This window comes from Halolamina salina, assembly GCF_054653455.1.
Map to the genome: position 1 here is coordinate 1,743,248 of NZ_BAAIGE010000002.1, position 19,864 is coordinate 1,763,111.

At 69.3% G+C, this 19,864-nt stretch carries 22 protein-coding genes and 1 tRNA gene; 13 read left to right on the plus strand and 10 right to left on the minus strand.

The window, feature by feature from the left end:
* Positions 1 to 8 precede the first annotated feature (8 nt).
* Positions 9 to 1,250, plus strand: a complete 1,242-nt coding sequence (gene mre11, locus ACYQZ5_RS09410) for a DNA double-strand break repair protein Mre11 (RefSeq protein WP_379732305.1) — start codon at positions 9 to 11, stop codon at positions 1,248 to 1,250.
* Complete coding sequence (rad50, locus tag ACYQZ5_RS09415) at positions 1,247 to 3,943, plus strand: DNA double-strand break repair ATPase Rad50 (RefSeq protein ID WP_459845955.1); 2,697 nt, start codon at positions 1,247 to 1,249, stop codon at positions 3,941 to 3,943. Before mre11 ends, rad50 begins: the two co-directional genes overlap by 4 nt.
* Here rad50 and ACYQZ5_RS09420 read toward each other — a convergent pair.
* Genes ACYQZ5_RS09420 through ACYQZ5_RS09430 form a run of 3 tightly spaced genes read right to left on the minus strand, consistent with a single transcriptional unit; the run spans position 3,940 to position 5,042 of the window.
* Positions 3,940 to 4,365: a DUF7346 family protein gene (locus ACYQZ5_RS09420; RefSeq protein ID WP_379731406.1), complete on the minus strand. Its 426-nt coding sequence runs from the start codon at positions 4,363 to 4,365 to the stop codon at positions 3,940 to 3,942. The genes rad50 and ACYQZ5_RS09420 overlap by 4 nt on opposite strands.
* A 42-nt stretch (positions 4,366 to 4,407) precedes the next feature.
* A complete protein-coding gene (locus ACYQZ5_RS09425; protein WP_379731407.1) occupies positions 4,408 to 4,821 on the minus strand; it encodes a DUF7322 domain-containing protein in 414 nt (137 codons plus the stop codon).
* Positions 4,822 to 4,865: 44 nt separating this feature from the next.
* Positions 4,866 to 5,042: a DUF7331 family protein gene (locus ACYQZ5_RS09430; RefSeq protein ID WP_379731408.1), complete on the minus strand. Its 177-nt coding sequence runs from the start codon at positions 5,040 to 5,042 to the stop codon at positions 4,866 to 4,868.
* Between the two features lie 108 nt (positions 5,043 to 5,150).
* Here ACYQZ5_RS09430 and ACYQZ5_RS09435 point away from each other — a divergent pair, with 108 nt between their 5' ends.
* The 6 genes from ACYQZ5_RS09435 (at position 5,151) to ACYQZ5_RS09460 (ending at position 10,074) form a co-directional block, all read left to right on the plus strand.
* On the plus strand, positions 5,151 to 7,886 hold the full coding sequence (locus ACYQZ5_RS09435) for a DNA-directed DNA polymerase (protein ID WP_379731409.1): 2,736 nt from the start codon (positions 5,151 to 5,153) through the stop codon (positions 7,884 to 7,886).
* A gap of 68 nt (positions 7,887 to 7,954) precedes the next feature.
* On the plus strand, positions 7,955 to 8,722 hold the full coding sequence (locus ACYQZ5_RS09440) for a glycosyltransferase (RefSeq protein ID WP_379818085.1): 768 nt from the start codon (positions 7,955 to 7,957) through the stop codon (positions 8,720 to 8,722).
* Positions 8,719 to 9,165 (plus strand): GtrA family protein, encoded by a 447-nt coding sequence (locus ACYQZ5_RS09445; protein ID WP_379731943.1) that lies wholly within the window; start codon positions 8,719 to 8,721, stop codon positions 9,163 to 9,165. Before ACYQZ5_RS09440 ends, ACYQZ5_RS09445 begins: the two co-directional genes overlap by 4 nt.
* Positions 9,166 to 9,234: 69 nt before the next feature.
* Positions 9,235 to 9,309 (plus strand) — tRNA-Met (locus tag ACYQZ5_RS09450).
* A 146-nt stretch (positions 9,310 to 9,455) separates the two neighbouring features.
* On the plus strand, positions 9,456 to 9,878 hold the full coding sequence (locus ACYQZ5_RS09455; RefSeq protein WP_379731944.1) for a Rieske (2Fe-2S) protein: 423 nt from the start codon (positions 9,456 to 9,458) through the stop codon (positions 9,876 to 9,878).
* Between the two features lie 46 nt (positions 9,879 to 9,924).
* Positions 9,925 to 10,074 (plus strand): hypothetical protein, encoded by a 150-nt coding sequence (locus tag ACYQZ5_RS09460; protein WP_379731945.1) that lies wholly within the window; start codon positions 9,925 to 9,927, stop codon positions 10,072 to 10,074.
* Here ACYQZ5_RS09460 and ACYQZ5_RS09465 read toward each other — a convergent pair.
* From ACYQZ5_RS09465 to ACYQZ5_RS09485, 5 genes are all read right to left on the minus strand, one after another.
* Complete coding sequence (locus tag ACYQZ5_RS09465) at positions 10,071 to 10,958, minus strand: aminotransferase class IV (protein ID WP_379731946.1); 888 nt, start codon at positions 10,956 to 10,958, stop codon at positions 10,071 to 10,073. The genes ACYQZ5_RS09460 and ACYQZ5_RS09465 overlap by 4 nt on opposite strands.
* Positions 10,955 to 11,554 carry an anthranilate synthase component II gene (locus tag ACYQZ5_RS09470; protein ID WP_379731947.1) on the minus strand — a complete coding sequence of 200 codons (600 nt, stop codon included), beginning with the start codon at positions 11,552 to 11,554 and terminating at the stop codon, positions 10,955 to 10,957. The genes ACYQZ5_RS09465 and ACYQZ5_RS09470 overlap by 4 nt, the downstream gene beginning before the upstream one ends.
* Positions 11,551 to 13,134: an aminodeoxychorismate synthase, component I gene (gene pabB, locus ACYQZ5_RS09475; protein WP_459845960.1), complete on the minus strand. Its 1,584-nt coding sequence runs from the start codon at positions 13,132 to 13,134 to the stop codon at positions 11,551 to 11,553. The genes ACYQZ5_RS09470 and pabB overlap by 4 nt, the downstream gene beginning before the upstream one ends.
* Before the next feature lie 44 nt (positions 13,135 to 13,178).
* A complete protein-coding gene (locus tag ACYQZ5_RS09480; RefSeq protein WP_459845962.1) occupies positions 13,179 to 13,760 on the minus strand; it encodes a helix-hairpin-helix domain-containing protein in 582 nt (193 codons plus the stop codon).
* 92 nt (positions 13,761 to 13,852) lie between these two features.
* Positions 13,853 to 14,665, minus strand: coding sequence for a shikimate dehydrogenase (locus ACYQZ5_RS09485; protein WP_379818878.1), 813 nt, complete (start codon positions 14,663 to 14,665; stop codon positions 13,853 to 13,855).
* 93 nt (positions 14,666 to 14,758) lie between these two features.
* Here ACYQZ5_RS09485 and ACYQZ5_RS09490 point away from each other — a divergent pair, with 93 nt between their 5' ends.
* The 4 genes from ACYQZ5_RS09490 to ACYQZ5_RS09505 all read left to right on the plus strand — a co-directional run bounded on the left by ACYQZ5_RS09490 (position 14,759) and on the right by ACYQZ5_RS09505 (position 18,050).
* A complete protein-coding gene (locus ACYQZ5_RS09490) occupies positions 14,759 to 16,096 on the plus strand; it encodes a D-aminoacyl-tRNA deacylase (protein WP_379818877.1) in 1,338 nt (445 codons plus the stop codon).
* Positions 16,097 to 16,169: 73 nt separating this feature from the next.
* Positions 16,170 to 17,321: a cell division protein FtsZ gene (gene ftsZ / locus ACYQZ5_RS09495; protein ID WP_379731688.1), complete on the plus strand. Its 1,152-nt coding sequence runs from the start codon at positions 16,170 to 16,172 to the stop codon at positions 17,319 to 17,321.
* 105 nt (positions 17,322 to 17,426) lie between these two features.
* Complete coding sequence (locus tag ACYQZ5_RS09500) at positions 17,427 to 17,612, plus strand: protein translocase SEC61 complex subunit gamma (RefSeq protein ID WP_053947553.1); 186 nt, start codon at positions 17,427 to 17,429, stop codon at positions 17,610 to 17,612.
* Positions 17,613 to 18,050 carry a transcription elongation factor Spt5 gene (locus ACYQZ5_RS09505; protein WP_049980982.1) on the plus strand — a complete coding sequence of 146 codons (438 nt, stop codon included), beginning with the start codon at positions 17,613 to 17,615 and terminating at the stop codon, positions 18,048 to 18,050.
* Positions 18,051 to 18,093: 43 nt separating this feature from the next.
* On the opposite strand, the gene ACYQZ5_RS09510 is transcribed toward ACYQZ5_RS09505, so the two are convergent.
* On the minus strand, positions 18,094 to 18,393 hold the full coding sequence (locus ACYQZ5_RS09510) for a DUF7565 family protein (protein WP_379731689.1): 300 nt from the start codon (positions 18,391 to 18,393) through the stop codon (positions 18,094 to 18,096).
* A gap of 123 nt (positions 18,394 to 18,516) precedes the next feature.
* Between ACYQZ5_RS09510 and ACYQZ5_RS09515 the strand changes: the two genes are divergently transcribed.
* Positions 18,517 to 19,251, plus strand: coding sequence for a PHP-associated domain-containing protein (locus ACYQZ5_RS09515; protein WP_379731693.1), 735 nt, complete (start codon positions 18,517 to 18,519; stop codon positions 19,249 to 19,251).
* Here the strand turns inward: ACYQZ5_RS09515 and ACYQZ5_RS09520 are convergent.
* Positions 19,248 to 19,745: a metal-dependent hydrolase gene (locus tag ACYQZ5_RS09520; protein WP_379731690.1), complete on the minus strand. Its 498-nt coding sequence runs from the start codon at positions 19,743 to 19,745 to the stop codon at positions 19,248 to 19,250. The two genes, ACYQZ5_RS09515 and ACYQZ5_RS09520, sit on opposite strands and share 4 nt — an antisense overlap.
* Positions 19,746 to 19,864 lie beyond the last annotated feature (119 nt).

A 19,864-nucleotide genomic window follows, 5' to 3' on the forward strand; every position in this document is an offset into this window, starting at 1 on the left:
GGGGGCAGATGACTCGGGTGATACACACGGGCGACACCCACGTGGGCTACCAGCAGTACCACTCCCCCGAGCGCCGGGCGGACTTCCGCCGGGCGTTCGACGCCGTGGTCGACGACGCGATCGAGGAAGGCGTCGACGCGGTGGTCCACGCCGGCGACCTGTTCCACGACCGCCGGCCCGAACTGCCGGACTTGATGGCCGTACTCTCCGCGCTGCGGCGGTTGGACGACGCCGACATCCCGTTTCTCGCGATCGTCGGCAACCACGAGGCCACCCGGACCGGCGAGTGGCTGGACCTGTTCGAGGGGACGGGGCTCGCGACGCGGCTGCGCGACAGTCCCGTCGTCGTCGGTGACACCGCGTTCTACGGACTCGACTGGGTGCCCGAATCGCGCCGGGACGATCTCGACTACGAGTTCGAGGAGCACGACGCCGCCCACGCGGCGCTGGTCTCCCACGGCCTGTTCACCCCCTTCGAGTTCGGCGAGTGGGACACCGAGACCGTGCTCGGGGAAGCGAACGTCGAGTTCGACGCGATGCTGCTCGGCGACAACCACAAAGCCGACACCGCGGAGGTCGCGGGGACGTGGGTGACCTACTGCGGGTCGACCGAGCGCGCGAGCGCGAGCGAGGAGGAGGCCCGCGGCTACAACCTCGTCACGTTCGACGGCGAGGTGGACATCCGCCGGCGCAGCCTCGACACCCGACCGTTCGCGTTCGTCTCCGTCGACCTCGCCGAGGGCGAGGGCGTCGAGCGCGTGCGCGAGCAGGTTCGCCAGTACGACCTCGCGGACGCGGTCTGTATCGTCGAGATCACTGGCGAGGGCGAGCCCGTGACGCCCGCGGCGGTCGAGGAGGCCGGTGAAGAGGAGGGAGCCTTACTGGTCCGCGTCACCGACCGCCGGGAGATCGAGGAGGCGGCCGAGATCGGCGTCAACTTCGCCGACCCGGACGAGGCGGTCAGGGAGCGCGTCTCGGAGATGGGGCTCTCGACGGCCGCCCGCGGCGTCGACGAAACCGTCCGGGAGAGCAAGGTGGCCGACGCGAACGTCCGCGAGGAAGTGAGGAACCGCGTGACTGACCTGCTCGACGACGATCCGGCGGCGTTCGAGCCGGCCGGTGAGGACGAGGAGGCGAGCGAGGACGGCAGCGACGACGGAAATGGCGGTAGCGAGGGCGACGCCGAGGCCGACGAACCGAGCCTACAGACCGACGACGAGGAGCAGGGCACCATGGAGGAGTACCTGTGAAGTTCGACCGCCTGCGGCTCCGGAACTTCAAGCCGTACGCCGACACCGACCTGCAGTTCACCGACGGCGTGACCGTGATCCACGGGCTGAACGGCTCCGGGAAGTCGTCGCTACTGGAGGCCTGCTTCTTCGCCCTGTACGGCTCGAAGGCGCTGGACGGGACGCTCGACGACGCGGTCACCACCGGCGCCGACGAGACCGACGTGGAGCTGTGGTTCACCCACGCCGGCGAGGAGTACAAGATCACTCGAGAGCTCCGGCGTTCCGGCGGGTCGATCTCGACCCGGACCTGCGTGCTGGAGGGGGCCGACACGACCGTCGAAGGTGCCCGCGACGTGCGGGAGTTCGTCGGCGAGGAGCTGCTCCGGATGGACAGCGAGGCGTTCCGCAACTGCGCGTACATCCGCCAGGGCGAGGTGAACCGGCTGATCAACGCCTCCCCCCGGGAGCGCCAGGAGATGATCGACGACCTGCTCCAGCTCGGGAAGCTGGAGGAGTACCGCGAGCGGGCCCGCGACGCCCGCCTCGGCGTCGAGGACGTGCTCGCGGACAAGCGCGGCGGTCTGAACAAGCTCGATGAACAGATCGAGCGGAAGGAGGCGAAGGAGCTCCACGACCGGCTCAACGAACTGGAGAGCGAGCTCTCCGAACTCGACGACGAGATCGAGCGCTTCGAGGGGAACCGCGAGGACGCGAGAGAGACCAGAGACGAGGCCGAGTCCATCATCGAGCAGGCCGAGGAACGGGAGAGCGAACTCGAAGAGCTGAACGAGGAGATCGAGGAGTTGGAGGCGTCGATCCGCGAGACCGAAAGCGAGCGCGAGGAATTGCTCGAAGAGATCACCGAGATCCGCGAGCGGATCGACGAGCGCGAGGCCGAACTCGACGACCTCGCCGATGACGCTGGCATCGACGCCGCGACTGAGGACGCCGTCGCCGCGGCTCGCGAGGAACTCGACGAACGCGAGGCGGACCTCCGCGAGCAGCGACAGGAGCAGCGCGATCGAGTCACGAGCCTCGAGAGCGACGCCGAGAGCCTCGAAGACGAGGCCGAGCGGCTGCGCGAGCAAGCGACCGAGAAGCGGGAGCGCGCCGACGAACTCGAGCAGGAAGCCGACGACGCCGAGGCCGACCGCGACGACCTGCGGGACGAGCTCGACGAGGTGACCCGGGAGCGCGAGGAGATCGAGGCCCGGTTCGCCGACGCGCCAGTCGAGATGGGCGAGGCCGAGACCCACCGCGAGTCGCTCCGCGAGGAGCTCGACGAGCGACAGGCCGAGATCGAGGAGACGGTCGGGGATCTCGCGTCCGCCCGGGACCGCGTCGAGGAGGCCGAAGAACTGCTCGAGGAAGGCCACTGCCCCGAGTGCGGCCAGCCGGTCGAGGACTCCCCGCACGTCGACACGCTGGAAGCGGACCGCGAGCGCGTCGAGGCACTGTCCGCCCGGCTCGGGAAGCTCAACGGCCGGAAGGAGGAGCTGAAAGCCGACATCGAGGACGCCGAGTCCCTCGTCGAGGCCGAGAGCCGCGCGGAGATGCTCAGCGAGCGCCGCGAGACAATGACCGAGCGCGTCGAGGAGCTCGAAGCCGAAATCGAGAGCGACCGTGCGGAGGCGGAAGAGCTCCTCGAGGCGGCAGACGAACTCGAAGCCGACGCCGAGGAAACCGAAGCCGACGCCGAGGAGAAAGCCGACGCTGCCGAGGAGGCCCGCGAACAGGTCGCCGAACTGGACGAGGGGCTCGACGCAATCGAGGAGCGCCGCGAGCGACTCGACGCCGTCGAGGAGACGCTCGACGCCATCGACGACGCCGAGGAGGAGATCGACCGCCTGCGCGAGCGCCGGGAGAGCAAGGCCGAGATCGCCGACGAGCGCCGGGACCGGCTGGACGACCTGCGGGCGCGCCGCGACGACCTCCGGGAGGCGTTCGACCGCGAGCGCGTCGAGCAGGCGCGCGAGCAGCGGGAGAGCGCCGAGGAGTACCTCGAGAAAGTCGAGGCCAAGCTCGACTCGCTGGCCGAACAGCGCGACGAGCTCACCGGCGAGATCGGGAGCGTCGAGAACGAGATTCGGGAGCTGGAGGAGCTTCGAGAGGACCGCGAGGCGCTGGCCGAGACGGTGGCCGATCTGGAGTCGCTCCACGAGGAGACCGAGCAGTTGGAGCAGACGTACGGCGACCTGCGGGCGGAGCTCCGCCAGCGGAACGTCGAGAGCCTCGAACGGATGCTGAACGAGACGTTCGACCTCGCGTACGGCAACGACGCCTACTCACACATCGAGCTCGACGGCGAGTACGAACTCACCGTCTACCAGAAGGACGGCACGCCGCTGTCGCCCGATCAGCTCTCCGGCGGCGAGCGCGCGCTGTTCAACCTCTCGCTGCGGTGTGCGATCTACCGGCTGCTCTCGGAGGGGATCGAGGGCGCGGCGCCGACGCCGCCGCTGATCCTCGACGAGCCGACAGTGTTCCTCGACGCCGGCCACGTCTCCCGGCTCGTCGATCTGGTCGAGGAGATGCGCGGGTTCGGCGTGCGACAGATCCTGATCGTGAGCCACGACGAGGAGTTGGTCGACGCGGCCGACGAACTGGTCACCGTCGAGAAGGACACGACCACGAACCGCTCGACCGCACGGCGGGAGGACGCAGCGACGCTGTCCGGTGCTGCGGCACTGCTGGAGAGCGGGGACGACTAAGCGTCGTCGCGTAGCAGCGCCACGGCTTCTTCGGCAGTTTCGGTCGCCTCGTAGCCGCGCTCGCCGGCGACCTCACACGTCGTGACCAGGCCCGCCGCGCGGAGTTCGGCGAACAGGCCGTTGAAGTCGCTCTCACACAGTCCGGCGTAGGAGAGCAGGTCGACGACAGCGGTCGGACCGCTGTCGACCAGCGTCACCAGCACGCCCAGCGCGCGCTCGTCGTGGGCGGCCGTCACGACCCGTCGAACCGGTTCGGGGACACCCTCGGCGGCGACGCTCAACGCCCCGTCCCCGACCGGTTCGAGGACGTCCACGTCGACGGTTCGCTCCTCGCCGGTCGCGGGGTCACGGAGCCGTGCCGTCCCCTCGGACTGGGAGAGCAACAGGTGGCGCTGGCCGTCGGGAGTCTCGACCGGTCGCATCGCTCGTCGGTAGCCGGTGGCCGCGCAAAACGCTTCCGGGCCTCACGTGTCGTCGCCATCCCCGATGTCGGCAGCGTCGCCGACAGCGTCGGCGTCTTCCGCCTCCCCTTCCTCGTCGCCGGCAGCGAACCGACGGTACACCCAGTACGCACGCGCCAGCGCGAGCACGCCCCCGGCGACCAGCCCCGCCGAAACGAGGGGGTAGCCGCGGAGCGCGTACACCGTCGGACCGAGCGCGATCAGCAGCACGCCGGCGTTAACGTAGATCACCGCCCCCCAGAACGCGGTCGCCGTCTCGGAGTCGACCTCGGTCAGCTCCTCCTCACCGCCGGCGTTCGTTCCGGTCCGTTCGTGGAGTTCGGCCTCCATGTCCCGCGTCTCCGGGGCCGAGACCCCGTCGTCCTCGCCGTCGAACGTCTCCTCCACGAACGTCTCGACGGGGTCGTCGTCGCTCACGCCTCCCACTCCCCGACCGACCGGCAAAAGGGTTCGCAGTCGTCTCAGCGTCGATCCCCGAGCGACACCGCCGCGTCGCTCCGGAGCCACGCCAGCGGCGCCTCGGCGTCGTAGAGGACCACCCCACCGTCGACCTCGTAGGACTCGACCGTCTCGAAACCGTCGTCGGCGGGTTCGACCGGCTCCGATGCCACCTCCGGCAGGCCACTCTCGTCGGGCATGGGAGGGTCTACCAAACGGTGGAGTATATGCCTTTCGGGGGTGTGCGAACCACCGGCCGCGGCGGTCGGACCACCGTCGTTTTAACGGATCACGGCAAACCACCGCCAATGAGCGAGCGTCAGCAGTCGGGCCTCGGCGAGTTCGCGGGTGCCGACGGGGGCCGACCGGACGAGGAGGCGGCCGTCGTCGCCGGCGACGCCGGCCAGTCAGTCAGCGAGGTGGTCGACGCCGCGGACCTGAAGTTTCCCGACAGCGAGGGCGTCGTCGAACTGAAAGTCTCGCAGGTCGACTACACGATCGAGGGGTCGGGTGCCGAGGAGTACCCCGTCGTCCACGTCTTCGGCCGGACCGCCGACAACGAACCCGAGCACGTCCGCGTGCTCGGGGTCGAGCCGTACTTCTACGTCCCCACGGAGAACGTCGAGGACCGCGCGCTGACCGAGGAGTACGACGCGATCCTCGACACCCGCGAGGAGGACCCCAACGGCGAGCGCTTCGAGTCGATCCGTGGCAAGCCGCTGACGAAGGTGGTCGGCCGCACGCCGCGTGACGTGGGGCAGATGCGCGACGACTTCGAGGAGCACTACGAGGCCGACATCCTGTTCCCCAACCGCTTCCTGATCGACAAGGACGTGAGCGCCGGGCTGCAGGTGCCCGAGCGACGACTCGAGGACGGCCGGATTCAGGTGCGCTACGACGACGAGGAACTGGTCGCCGTCGACGCGCCGACGGCGGCGGACCTCCGGGTCAACACGTTCGACATCGAGGTCGACGACCGCTCGGGGTTCCCCGAGGACGGCGAGGAGCCGATCGTCTGTCTCACCTCCCACGACTCCTACGACGACGAGTACGTGGTGTGGCTGTTCGACGCGCCCGACGCCGAGGTCGACGCGCCGGAAGTGCTCGAGGAGTACGAGCAGATCGCCGACTCGGGCAGCATCGACGTGCGCGTGTTCGACGAGGAGCCGGCGATGCTCGACGCCTTTGTCGAGTACATCGAGGAGACGGACCCGGACGTGCTCACGGGCTGGAACTTCGAGGACTTCGACATGCCGTACGTGCTCGACCGGCTGGAGGCGGTCGACCCCACCACCGAGTACGAGCTCGACATCGACCGGCTCTCCCGGGTGGACGAGGTGTGGCGCTCGGACTGGGGCGGCCCGGACGTGAAGGGCCGGGTGGTGTTCGACCTGCTGTACGGCTACAAGCAGATCGTCATCAAGGAGCTGGAGTCGTTCCGCCTCGACGCCATCGGCGAGCGCGAACTCGACGTCGGGAAGGAGCACTACTCCGGCGACATCGGCGACCTCTGGGAGCAGGACCCCGAACAGCTGCTGGAGTACAACCTCCGGGACGTGGAGCTCTGTGTCGAGATCGACCGCAAGCAGTCCGTGATCGCGTTCTGGGACGAGGTTCGATCGTTCGTCGGCTGTAAGCTGGAGGACGCGCCGACCGCGGGCGACGCGGTGGACATGTACGTGCTGCACAAGGCCTACGGCGAGTTCGGGCTGCCGTCGAAGGGCCAGCAGGAGGCCGCCGAGGAGTTCGAGGGCGGCGCCGTCTTCGAGCCGATCTCCGGCGTGAAGGAGAACGTGACGGTGCTCGACCTGAAGTCGCTGTACCCGATGTCGATGGCGACGATCAACTCCTCGCCGGAGACGAAGGTCGACCCCGACGAGTACGACGGGGAGACCTACCGCGCGCCGGATGGCACCCACTTCCGGAAGGAGCCGGACGGCATCATGCGGGAGATGATCGACGAACTGCTCACCGAGCGCGAGGAGAAGAAGAAGCTCCGGGACCAGCACGACCCCGACTCCGAGGCGTACGAGCGCTACGACCGACAGCAGGGCGGGGTGAAGGTGATCATGAACTCGCTGTACGGCGTCTCCGGGTGGGATCGCTTCCGGCTCTACGACACCGAGGGCGCCGCCGCCGTGACGGCGACGGGGCGGGAGGTGATCGAGTTCACCGAGACGGCCGCCGAGGAGATCGGCCACGAGGTGGCGTACGGCGACACCGACTCGGTCATGTTGTCCCTCGGGGGAGGAGTCTCCAAGGAGGACGCCATCGAGCAGTCCTTCGACATCGAGGAGCACATCAACGAGCGCTACGACGACTTCGCCAGCGAGGAACTCGACGCCGACTCCCACCGCTTCGAGATCGAGTTCGAGAAGCTCTACCGGCGGTTCTTCCAGGCCGGCAAGAAGAAGCGCTACGCCGGCCACATCGTCTGGAAGGAGGGGAAACACGTCGACGACATCGACATCACGGGGTTCGAGTACAAGCGCTCGGACATTGCACCCGTCACCAAGCGCGTCCAGAAGGAGGTGATCGACATGATCGTCCGCGGTGGGGAGCTCGACGACGTGAAGGAGTACCTCCACGACGAGATCACCACCTTCGAGGAGGGCGAAGCGGATCTGGAGGAGGTCGGCATCCCCGGCGGGATCGGCAAGCGCCTCGACGCCTACGACACCGACACCGCACAGGTCCGCGGGGCGAAGTACGCGAACCTCCTACTCGGCACGAACTTCCAGCGCGGCTCCAAGCCCAAGCGGCTCTACCTGAAGAAGGTCCACCCCGAGTTCTGGCAGCGCATGGAGAACGAACAGGGGTTCGACCCGCAGACCGACCCGCTCTACCGCGAGTTCAAGCGCGACCCCGACGTGATCTGCTTCGAGTACGCCGAGGAGGTGCCCCCGGAGTTCGAGGTCGACTGGCCGAAGATGCTCGACAAGACGCTCAAGGGACCGATCGAACGCGTGATCGAGGCGCTGGGGCTGTCGTGGGACGAGGTCAAGTCCGGACAGGAGCAGACCGGCCTCGGGCAGTGGGGCTGAGTCGCCCATCGGCCTGAACGCCGGGGAAGTTCGGACGCTTTTTCCCCGATGGCGCGGAACGCCGCCACATGTCTCGCTCCGTCGGCGTGGTGGTCCCCGCCTACCGGCCGGACGTGGACCGCCTCTCGCGCTACGTGCGCGACCTCGACGAGCGGCTCGCCCCCGCGGAACTCCGCATCGAACTCGACGACCCCGGACCGGGCGACCGGGAGGCGCTGGCCGATCTCCCGGCGACGGTGCACGTCGCCGACCGCCGGCGCGGGAAGGGCGCCGCGATCACCGAGGGGTTCGACGCGCTCGGCACGGACGTGCTCGCCTTCGCCGACGCCGACGGCTCGACGCCGGCCGACTCGATCGCCGACGTGATCGACCCCGTCCTCTCGGGGGCGTTCGACCTCGCCGCCGGCTCCCGGCGCCACCCCGAATCGGAGATACAGTCCCATCAGAAGACGCTGCGGCGCTTCCTCGGCGACGCGTTCGCGTGGCTGGCCCGCCAACTTCTCGACCCGGACCTGCACGACTACCAGTGTGGCGCGAAGGCCGTCTCGGCGAACTTCTGGTCGCGGCTGCGGCGCCACCTCACCGAGTCCGGCTTCGCGTGGGACATCGAACTGCTCGCCATCGCGGGCGCGCTCGGGGGGAAGATAACCGAGGTCCCGGTGGTGTGGGAGGACCAGCCGGAGTCGACGGTCGATCCCGTGAGCGACACGCTCTCGATGTTCACCGGACTACTGACCGCGCGCCACCGCGCGAAGGCGGTCCGGGGCGATCGGCTCCACGAGCTGCTCGCGGCACGGAACGACCGCCCGCCGTTGATCGAGCGGGGTGGGCAGTGAGGGGCATCCCGGACGAACTGCTCGCGATCGACCGGTTCGGGCAGTTCGTCTCCGTCGGCGCCGTCGGCGCCGTCTTCGACCTGACGACCAGTTCGGCGCTGACCGCCGGCCTCGGCGTCTCGCCGGAGATCGCGAAGCTGGTCGGCGCGGAGGTGGCGATCCTCGTGATGTTCGTCGTCAACGAGCGCTGGACGTTCGCCGACCACGGCGACGAGGGCGTCGGCGCGATCCTCCGCCGGCTGCTGAAGTCGAACCTCGTCCGCAGCGGCGGCGTCGCCGTGCAGGTCGGAGTCGTCGCGGGACTGACGCGCCTGCCGATCGTCCTCGAAGCGTTCGGCGTCGACCTCTGGGAGTTGGCGACGTTCCCGATCGCGATCGGCTGTTCGCTGCTGCTGAACTACGTGCTGGAGAGCCTGTTCACGTGGCGCGTGACCGCTGACTGACCACGGGAAGAACCGACAGAGGGCGACCGAAACAGAACGCTTAACCGTCGTACCCGATTTGATACAGGTAGCGGGATGGGATAGCCAGGAGATTCCGCCGGGCTCATAACCCGGAGATCGGTAGTTCAAATCTACCTCCCGCTATATTCTCCTGCCGACCAACGGCGAGCGGCGCGAGCCGTGAGTCCGGTCGGCAGGGATATAGCCACCTCTCGCATTCTCCCGGAACGCCCACTCGACGTCGCTACGGACCCAAACGCCCTTCCTCGCCGACCGAGTAGCCCGACCAAATGAGTGGAGAGCGAATCGCCGACGTCGACGCCGTCCCGGCGGAGAGTAGCCTCCTGTTCACCGTCGAGGACCGCGAGAGCGGCGAGGAACGCGAGGCCGTCCTCGTCGACACCGACGACGGGGTGAGAGCGTGGTTCAACTACTGCCAGCACTGGCGGGACGTGAACCTCGACACCGGCGACGGCGCGGTGGTCCGCGACGGGGAACTGGTCTGTAAGCGCCACGGCGCCACGTTCGAGTGCGACAGCGGCGAGTGCACGTTCGGCCCCTGCGAGGGCGCCGTGCTCGACGAACTCGGAATCCGACGCGCCGACGGCGGCGTGTTCGTCGACGACGACGGCTACGCGTTCGTCCGACTCGGCGAAGCCGAGAACGACGAGGACGACGGTCCCCAGTCGACGGAGTCCCGGATCGGCTTCTGAGTCCGCGAAGGACGGATTCATACCGGCGGGGGCCTTCATCCCGACAATGAGCGAGGAGGACGGCGACCTGTACGACGACGGCCTCCCCGAGGGCGAGACGCCCGAGGAGGACGGGCTGGTGCTCAAGTTCATCGTCGGCGCAGTGCTGCTGATCCTGCTGTACGCGGTCGCGACGATCCTGCTGGCCGCCGCTTAGTAGAACGTCTCCTCGACGCGCTCGCGGTAGCGCTGTGCGAGGAGATCCGTCACCGGCCCGCCGCCGACGCTCGCACCGTCGACGCTCTCGACCGGACGGACCTCCCACGTCGAGTTGGTGCAGAACATCTCTTCCGCCGTTCGGAGCGCGTCCGGGCCGATCGTCACCTCCCGAACCGGGATCCCTTCCTCCTCGGCGATGTCGATCACTGTCGCCCGGGTGATCCCGGGCAGTACCGGCCCCGAGAGTGCCGGCGTGAGCAGGCCGTCGCCGTCGACCGCGAACACGTTGCTCGTCGCCCCCTCGGCGACGTGGCCCGCGGCGTCGAGCATCACCGCCTCGTCGGCGTCGGTGCCGCGGAGTTCGATGCGGGCGAGAATCCCGTTCAGGTAGTTGTGGGTCTTCGCCCGCGCGGGCACGGCGGCGTCGGGAATCCGCTGGGTGGAGACGGTCCGGAGCGTCGCCGGGCCGTCCCAGACGGACTCGCCGTCGAGTCCGCCACGCGGGAGCGGCTTGACGACGATCACGACCGTCGGGTCGACTTCGGGATCGGGGTCGAGCTTCCCGGGCTGGACCCCCCGCGAGATCGAGAGCCGGACGTACGCGTCGTCGAGGTCGTTGGCGTCGAGGGTCTCCCGGATTCGGTCGTGGAGGTCCTCCCGAGCCAGCCCGTGGTCGATCGCGAGCAGGTCACAGGTCTCGGCGAGCCGGTCGGCGTGGGCGTCCCAGCCGAACACGTCGCCGCCGTAGGCCCGCAGCGTCTCGAAGGCGGCGTCGCCGTACTGGAACCCGCGGTCTTCCACCGAGACGGTTGCCTCGTCGGCCGGGCGGAGGTCGCCGTCGACGTGGTACAGCAGGTCGTCCGCGCGTGCTTCGTCGCTCATCGTTCCCACTCTCGACAGATTCCGAGGAAGTTTCTGATCATGGTTTTGCCGTGGTCGGTCAGGATGCTCTCGGGGTGGAACTGCACGCCGACGTGGGGTTTCTCGCGGTGGCGCACCGCCATCACCACGTCCTCGTCGTCGGTGGTCGCCGTCTCCGCCAGCGCGTCGGGAATCGCGTCGCGGTCGACCGCCAGCGAGTGGTAGCGCCCGACCCGGATCCCCTGCGGGAGGCCGTCGAACACGCCCTCGCTGTCGTGGCTGATCTCCGAGGGCTTGCCGTGGACGACCGCGTCCGCGTGGCCCACGGGCGCGCCGTTGTGCGCACAGAGCGCCTGATGGCCGAGACAGACCCCAAGCGTCGGGTAGTCGAGGTCGAACACGTCCATCGAGACGCCCGCCGCCGCGGGCGTGCCGGGGCCGGGCGAGACGACGATCCCGTCGGGGTCGAGATCGCGGATATCCCGGCGGTCGATCGCGTCGTTGCGCCGGACCGTCACCGCGCCGTCGCGCTCCTGCACTGCCTCCCCGAGGTACTGCACGAGGTTGTAGACGAACGAGTCGTAGTTGTCGATCACGAGGATCTCGGGGGCGCTCATCGCTCCACCTCGCCGCCGTCGGCGGTGTCCGCGGCGTCCCCCTGCTCGGGGTCGGCCACGCCGAGGCGGCCCCGATCGAGCGCGTCGTCGACCGCGTCGAGCAGCCCGCGGGCCTTCGCGAGCGTCTCGTCGTACTCGGCGTTCGGGTCGGAATCGTGGACGATGCCCGCGCCCACGCTGAGGTGGTACTCGTCGGCGTGGCGGACCAGCGTCCGGATCACGATGTTGAGCGTCGCGCGGCCGTCGAAGCCGAAGATGCCGATGCTCCCGGTGTACGGCCCGCGGCGCCGATCCTCGAGTTCGTCGATGATCTCCATCGTCCGGGGCTTGGGCGCGCCGGTGATGGTGCCGCCGGGGAACGTCGCCGCCACGGCGTCGGTGAGCGTGCCGTCCTCGCGGAGTCGCCCCTCGATGAGCGAGACGAGATGCATCACCGCCGAGTAGCGGTCGACGCGGCGGTACTCCGTCACCTCGACGCTGCCGTACTCGCTGACCTTCCCGAGGTCGTTGCGTTCGAGGTCGACCAGCATCGCGTGCTCGGCGCGCTCCTTCTCGTCGGTCCGGAGGTCGTCGGCGAGCGCGGCGTCCTCCTCGTCGGTGTCGCCGCGGGGACGCGTGCCGGCGATCGGTTCGGTCAGCAGGCGGTCGCCCTCGCGCTCGAGCAGGAGTTCGGGGCTCGCGCTGACGAGGTCGACGCCGCGGAACTCCAGCAGCCCGGAGTAGGGCGCGGGGTTGACGTCTCGCAGCGCGTCGTACGCCTCGACGGGGTGGACCGCCGCGGGCGCTTCGAGGCGCTGGGAGACGTTCGCTTGGAACGTGTCCCCCTCGCGGATGTACGCCTTCGCGCGGCGGACGCGCTCGCGGAACTGCTCGCGCCCGCACGTGCTCTCGAACGCGGCCGCCTCGGCGTCGACGGGCGCGGGACCGACCGCCGGGTCGCCGACGCGTGCCCGTCGGCCCAGTTCGGCCGCTCTCGTCAGCGCGCGGTCGTAGCAGGCGTCGAGCGTCGCTTCGTCGGCGTCCGCGGGCACGCGCGGGCAGGCGGTGATCCGCAGCGTTACCTCGTCGCCGCGTGGCTCCTCCCACGCCGCGAGACAGTCGTACACGCCGATCTGGAGCGTCGGCAGGTCGCGGTCGTCTGGGGCGCCGTCGCCGAAGGACTCCAGTTCGCGGGCGATGTCGTAGGAGAGCCAGCCGATCGCGCCACAGGGGTAGGGCACGTCGCAGTCGCCGCGGGCGAGCGATTCGCCGTCGAGCAGCCCCGACAGCGCCGCGAGCGTCTCGGAGCGGTTCTGCCCGAATCGGCGGTCGGACCCCTCGGTCGACTCGTGGTCAGCGAGCACCGACTCGCCGGAGACGGTGAGAAACTCCGCGGGCTCGACGCCGAAGTAGCCCCACCCTTCCTGTCCGCCCGACGTTTCGAGGAACACCCCGCCGCGCTCGTGCCGGGCGCGGCGGTAGGCGTCGAACGGGTCGTCGACGACGGTCCGGATCTCGACGGGCACCCGAGCGCCCGCCGGGGCCTCGCGGGCCACGGCGTGGAACTGCTCGGGGTCGGTGATCACCGTCGTCTCGGTCATGCGTCGGCAAACGGCGCCGATCCGCTAAAAACGGGCGGGTTCGGTCACTCGTACTCGTTCGCGCGGTCGATCCACTTCTGGACCGTTCCCTCCGGCGCCGTCGTCCGCTCGGCGACTTCCTCGGCGTCGGCGTCCCGGAGGTCGGCGACGGTCACGATGTCGATCTCGGCCAGTCGCTCGGAGTACGCCGGCCCGATCCCCTTGATCTCGTCGACCGACGGGCCGTCGTCGGCCGCCTCGGACTCCTCCTCTACGTCGGGACCCGTCTCGTCGACGTCGGTGGTCTCGTCCTCGGCGCCCGGCCCGGCCGCCTCCGCCGGCTCGGCCCGCCCGGCGGGCTCCTCCTCCGCGATCTCCTCGTCGACCAACGACTCCGTCGACGCGTCGGCGTCGGTGCCGGCGGCGACGGGCTCGTCGTCGGGTTCGGCCTCGTCGGCGCTCTCGGCATCGCTCGCCTCGTCGCCGTCGTCGCCAGTCGTACCGCTCGATTCGTCGGTTCCCTTCACCGCCGCCTCGCTCTCGGCGTCGGCGTCGGAGCGGTCCTGCACCGTCACGTCGCGCTCGGACCGGCCGTCGCCCTCGTCGGCACCCAGCCCGAGGAGCCGTTTGATCTTCCGGAGTACCATGCTGTCGGCGAAAATGACCCGCGATGGTAAAAAGCCAGCGTCGCCCTCGGCCGGTTCACCCCGGCAAACGCCCCGTCGAGCCGAAACGTGCCTCAGAGCCGATCCCGGAGCGCCTCGTTCATCGCCGCCACCGGCGCGTCGACCCCGGTCCACCGCTCGAACGCGGCGACGCCCTGGAACAACAGCATCCACGCGCCGTCGACGGTCTCGGCGCCCGCGGCGTCGGCGTCCCGCAGGAGCTTGGTCCGGAGCGGGGAGTACACCGCGTCGAGTACCGCCAGATCCTCGTGAAGCACGTCCGCGGGGACGGGCGACGTGTCGGGATCGTCCATCCCGACGCTGGTCGCGTTGACGAGGATGTCGGCGTCGGGAACGTGCTCCTCGAGCGCCGCCAGTCCGCCGGCGTCGACGCCGAGCCCGGAGAAATCGTCCGCGAGCGCCTCGGCGCGCTCGAGCGTTCGGTTTGCGACGAACGTGTCGGCCCCGGCGTCGGCCAGCGCGTAGGTGGCCGCCCGGCCCGCGCCGCCCGCCCCGACGACGACCGCGGACTGCCCCTCGATCGCCACGTCGTGGTGCTCGAACGCGCGAACGACGCCCTCGACGTCCGTGTTGTGTCCCTCGGGAGCGCCGTCGCCGCCGAACGTGATCGTGTTCACGGCACCCACCGCCTCACCGGTCGGGGTCGGATCGACGTGCGGGAGCACGTCCCGTTTGAACGGAACGGTGACGTTGAGGCCGGCGACGCCGATCGCGTCGGCGCCGGCGACGGCCTCGTTGATCCGGTCGGGATCCGGTTCGAGCGTGACGTACCGCGCGTCCAGCGAGCGCGCCTCGTAGCCGGCCTCGTGCATCGGCGGCGAGAGCGAGTGTTCGACCGGCCGCCCGATCAGCCCGTAGACGTCCATGGTCGCCGTGGGCGAGCACGGGAGAAAAAGCCCGCGCCCGCGGCGGGGCCGGAGCCGACGGCTACTTTGCCGGCGGGGTCGGACGCCGAACCGATGACTATCGGGATCGTCGTGTCGCGGGCCGACCACGCCTCGATCCACATCGGGGAGCAGCTGCTCGCGCAGGGGGACTGGACCGAACACGAGGACGAGGAGCGGGCGGACGCCGACGGCGGCGGGACGTACTACCGGGACGGCCCGTTCGAGCTTCGGGAGTTCGACGAGCTCCACATCGGGCTGGGCGACCCCGCGCCGGCGTTCAGCGAGGACCCCCGCCTGCTGGTGTTCGTCTCCCGGCACTCCGGCGAGACGGGCGCGCTGCTGACGGGCCACTTCACGGGGAACTTCGGCGAGGCGGAGTACGGCGGGGGCGAGGGCGAACTCGCGGAAGCGGCGCCGAGCGCGCTCTCGGCGTACGTCGAGGCGCTCGCCGCCCACGCCCCCGAGGGGTACGACGTGGCGATCGAGGGGACCCACCACGGGCCGACCGCGATCGACACGCCGTCGATGTTCGCGGAGCTCGGGAGCGGCGAGGAGCAGTGGGACGACCCCGAGGGCGCCCGCGCGGTCGCGCAAGCGGTGCTCTCGCTGCGCGGGGTAGCGGCCCACCGCGACCGACAGATCGTCGGCGTCGGCGGCGGGCACTACGCCCCGCGGTTCGGTCGCGTGCTGCGCGAGACGCCGTGGGCGGTCGGCCACATTGCCAGCGACTGGCAGTTGGAAGAACTGGGCCACCCGCGAGACGAGGACGCCCGGGCGGTGCTCGAACAGGCGTTCGAGCGCAGCGGCGCCACCCACGCGCTGTTCGACGGCGACCACCCCGAGGTCGCCGATGCGATCGAGGATCTCGGCTACCGGATCGTGAGCGAGACGTGGCTCCGAACCGTCGGCGACCGACCGCTGGCGCTGGTCCGGGCGCTCGAATCCACGGTCGCGACAGTCGACGAGGGGCTTCGGTTCGGCGCCAACGTCCCCGACGATCCGGAGGACTGGAAGACGGTGAGCCTGCCCGACGAGCTACTTGCGACCGCCCAGAACGTCGACGGCGAGGCGACGCGTGACGCGGTCCGGGAGTCGACCGTCGCCTTCGACACGATCGAGAGCGGGACGCGGGCCAACGGCGAGGCGGCGGTGCCCGACGCCGACGCCTACGACGAACTGATCGACGACCTCGCGGCGATCCTGCGGGAGGCGTACGAGGAGGTGGCCGTCGACGACGACGCCGTCGTCGCCCGAGAGGAGGCGTTCGACCCCGAGAAGGCCCAAAAGCTCGGCGTGCCGGAGGGACCGAAGATGGGGATGCTCTCCGGCGGGGAGTCTGTCGAGGTCGACGGCGAGGTGATCCCCCCGTCGGCGGTGCTGAGTCGGCGGGAGGAGGAGTTCCCGATCTGAGCGGTGTCGGTGGTGGCGAGAATCGCCGGAGAGGGAGAAAGGTCAATAGGCTCCGCCTAATACTCAGGGTCAAATGGACTCTATCGTAGAAGAGGCGATCGACGAGGCCGAGGGCGAGGGCGGCGAGGAGCCCGACGCCGCGGCCGAGCAGGAGACCACCTCGGAGACCGGCGGGGAGACGCCGTCGTCGGGGAAGATGACCGACGAGCAGCTACAGGAGGTCCTGCAGGACCTCAAGACCAACATCACGGTGGTCGGCTGTGGCGGCGCCGGCGGTAACACCGTCAACCGGATGCACGAGGAGGGGATCCACGGCGCGAAGCTGGTCGCCGCGAACACCGACGTCCAGCACCTCGTCTCCATCGAGGCCGACACGAAGATCCTGATGGGCAAGGAGAAGACCCAGGGTCGGGGCGCGGGCTCGCTCCCGCAGGTCGGCGAGGAGGCCGCCATCGAGTCCCAGGAGGAGATCAAGGAGTCGATCGCCGGCTCGGACATGGTGTTCGTCACCGCCGGACTCGGCGGCGGCACCGGGACCGGCTCGGCGCCGGTCGTCGCCAAGGCCGCACAGGCCGCCGGCGCGCTGACCATCTCGATCGTCACGACTCCATTCACCGCGGAGGGTGAAGTCCGCCGGACCAACGCCGAGGCCGGCCTCGAACGGCTCCGGGACGTCTCCGACACCGTGATCGTCGTCCCGAACGATCGCCTCCTCGACGCGGTGGGCAAACTGCCCGTCAAGCAGGCGTTCAAGGTGTCCGACGAGGTGCTGATGCGCTCGGTGAAGGGGATCACCGAACTGATCACCAAGCCCGGGCTGGTCAACCTCGACTTCGCCGACGTTCGCACCGTGATGGAGAAAGGCGGCGTCGCGATGATCGGGCTGGGCGAGTCCGACACCGACGACAAGGCCGAGGACTCCGTACAGTCTGCCTTGCGGTCGCCGCTGTTGGACGTGGACATCTCCGGCGCCAACTCCGCGCTGGTCAACGTCACCGGCGGCTCGGACATGTCCATCGGCGAGGCCGAGGGCGTCGTCGAGGAGATCTACGACCGGATCGACCCCGACGCGCGCATCATCTGGGGCACCTCCGTCGACGAGGAGATCGAGGGCCGGATGCGGACGATGATCGTCGTGACCGGGGTCGAGTCCCCCCAGATCTACGGCGGCGGCGAGGCCGCCCAGCGCGGCCCCTCGCCCGACCAACTGCAGGACGTGAACTGATCGCCTCGGCTCTTTTTCGTCGCCGTCACCGGCCGTAGCGACGGTCGCGCCGGCGAAAGCGTATTCAATAGATAGAAAAGGCGTCGGGCTGAACCACACGACAAGATGGACGTCAAATACGACCTCTCGGAGTACGTGCGCGTGCTCAAGCTCGCGAGCACTCCCGAGTGGGAGGAGTTCTCGATGGTCGCCAAGATCTCCGGCGCCGGCATCTTCCTGATCGGCTTCCTCGGGTTCCTGATGTTCGCGATCATGAGCTTCGTTCCGGGCGCGGTCCCGGGTGGTGCGTAGATGCCGATCTACGCCGTCAAGACCACCGCGAGCCAGGAGGAGACCGTCGCGGACATGATCGCCTCGAAGGAGATGCCCGAGATCCACGCCGTGCTGGCGCCGGACTCGCTGACCTCCTACGTGATGGTCGAGGCCGAGGACGACTCGATCATCGAGCGCGTGCTCGACGAGATCCCCCACGCCAACGGGATCGTACCGGGCACGTCGTCGATGACCGAGGTCGAACACTTCCTCTCGCCGACCCCCGACGTGGAGGGGATCGCCGAGGGCGACATCGTCGAACTGATCGCCGGCCCGTTCAAGGGCGAGAAGGCGCAGGTCCAGCGCATCGACGAGGGGAAGGACCAGGTGACGGTCGAACTGTACGAGGCGACCGTCCCGATTCCGGTCACGGTGCGTGGCGACCAGATCCGCGTGCTGGACAGCGAGGAGCGGTAGTTCCTCGTCGATAGTCGACCTTTTTCCGAGAAAACCGTCCCGACTACCCCGAGTTACCGTTGAGTTCGTCGACGACGCTCTGGAGATCCGCGTTCTCCTCGATGGTCTCCTTGATCCCCTCACGCACACGCACGTCGCTCCCGTCGGCGTCGTAGGCGCGGACGTACTCCGCGCGGGTGTGCTCGTCGAACGCGTGGCGGATCGCGAAGTACCCCTCGGGGACGATAGTCCCGCACACCTTACACTCGTGGCGCTGGTGTTCGGTCGTCTGGTGGACGATCACGGCCTCGGGACCGTCGAACTCGCGGCCACAGCCGGCGATCCCGCAGTTCCAGCGGCTCATACGCGGTTCATCGGGGTGGGGGCGTCAAAAGGGTTCTCCCCGACGCCCGGCCTCGAACACGGAGGCTATTTGGGCGACGACCGACTGCGGTGGAACGTGACTACGGCGCCGACGCGGGTGGACATGCACGTCAAGACGCTCGACGGGCGGGTCGTCGAGCGGGCGAAAGCCCGGGGGATCGACGTGCTGGTGTACGCACCCCACTTCACGCGACTGCCGGCGATCCGCGAGCAGGCCGAGCGACATAGCGACGACGAACTGCTGATCGTACCCGCCCGGGAGATCTTCACGGGGAACTGGCAGAACCGCCGCCACCTGCTCGCCGTGGGACTGTCGTCGCCGGTGCCGGACTTCGTCTCCTTCGAGGGGGCGCTCTCCGAACTCGCCGATCAGGGCGCCGCGCTGTGTGTCCCCCATCCGACGCTTCTGAACGTCAGTCTCGGCCGGCCGGAGATCCGCGCCTACGCCGACCACATCGACGCCGTCGAGAGCTACAACGCCAAATCCCTCCCCCACGTCAACGAGCGGGCCAAACGGGTCGCCGAGGAGGCCGGGCTACCCACGTTCGGCTCGTCGTATGCCCACCTCCGGGGGACCGTCGGCGAGGCGTGGACCGAGTTCGACGCCGCCATCGACAGCGAGGCCGACCTCGTGCAGGCGCTGGTCTCCGGCGCCGACCGACAGGTGGTCCACCGCTCGGGCCCGCGCCACCGCGTCCGGAACCTCGCGGAGTTCGCCCACCTGGGCTACGAGAACTCCTGGGGGAAGATCGACCGCCTGTTCCTCTCGGGCACCGAACCTACCCACCCCAACCACATCGCGTACGACGGGCGGTTCGACGACGTGTCCGTCTACTAAGCGCCGATCGTCACGAGGCCGCTCAGCTCCAGCCCCGGCGGGAGGTACTGGGGCAGCAGGTGGACGAACGCCGCGAACACGGCGACCTCGAGCAGCGTGACGACGATCGTGACCACGTCGGCGTACTTGCTGGTGGTCGTCACCCCCGTCGGCGAGCCGAACTCCTCGCTCCAGAACGGGTAGAACAGCGCGATACCCCGCCTACTCCCCAGCATGTCGAGCACGTAGTGGCTCAGGACCCCCGCCCAGACGAAGCCGAGGTTGCCGAAGAAGTAGGGGTACGCCAGCGCGATCCCGAGGACCGGGAGGTTGTGCAGCGTCTTGCGGTGCTTGCCGAACGCGGTGTCCACGTCGGGAAACAGCGCACCCAACACCAGCGGCAGCGACACCTCCGCGATCGCGACGAACGTCGACACGTCACCCGACGGCTCGAGGACGTAGCCGACGCCGATCGCCAGCAGGAGGGCGTTGAGCACGTGACCTTTCTTGTCCATACTCGTGTGCGTGGCCGGCGCCCCGCAAAGCGTTTCGGTCGGCCAACGGCACGCGTCGGCGGTTCGGCGGCTCAGAACTCGGCGGTCCGTTCGTTGTGGTACGTCGAGTCGGGACAGGC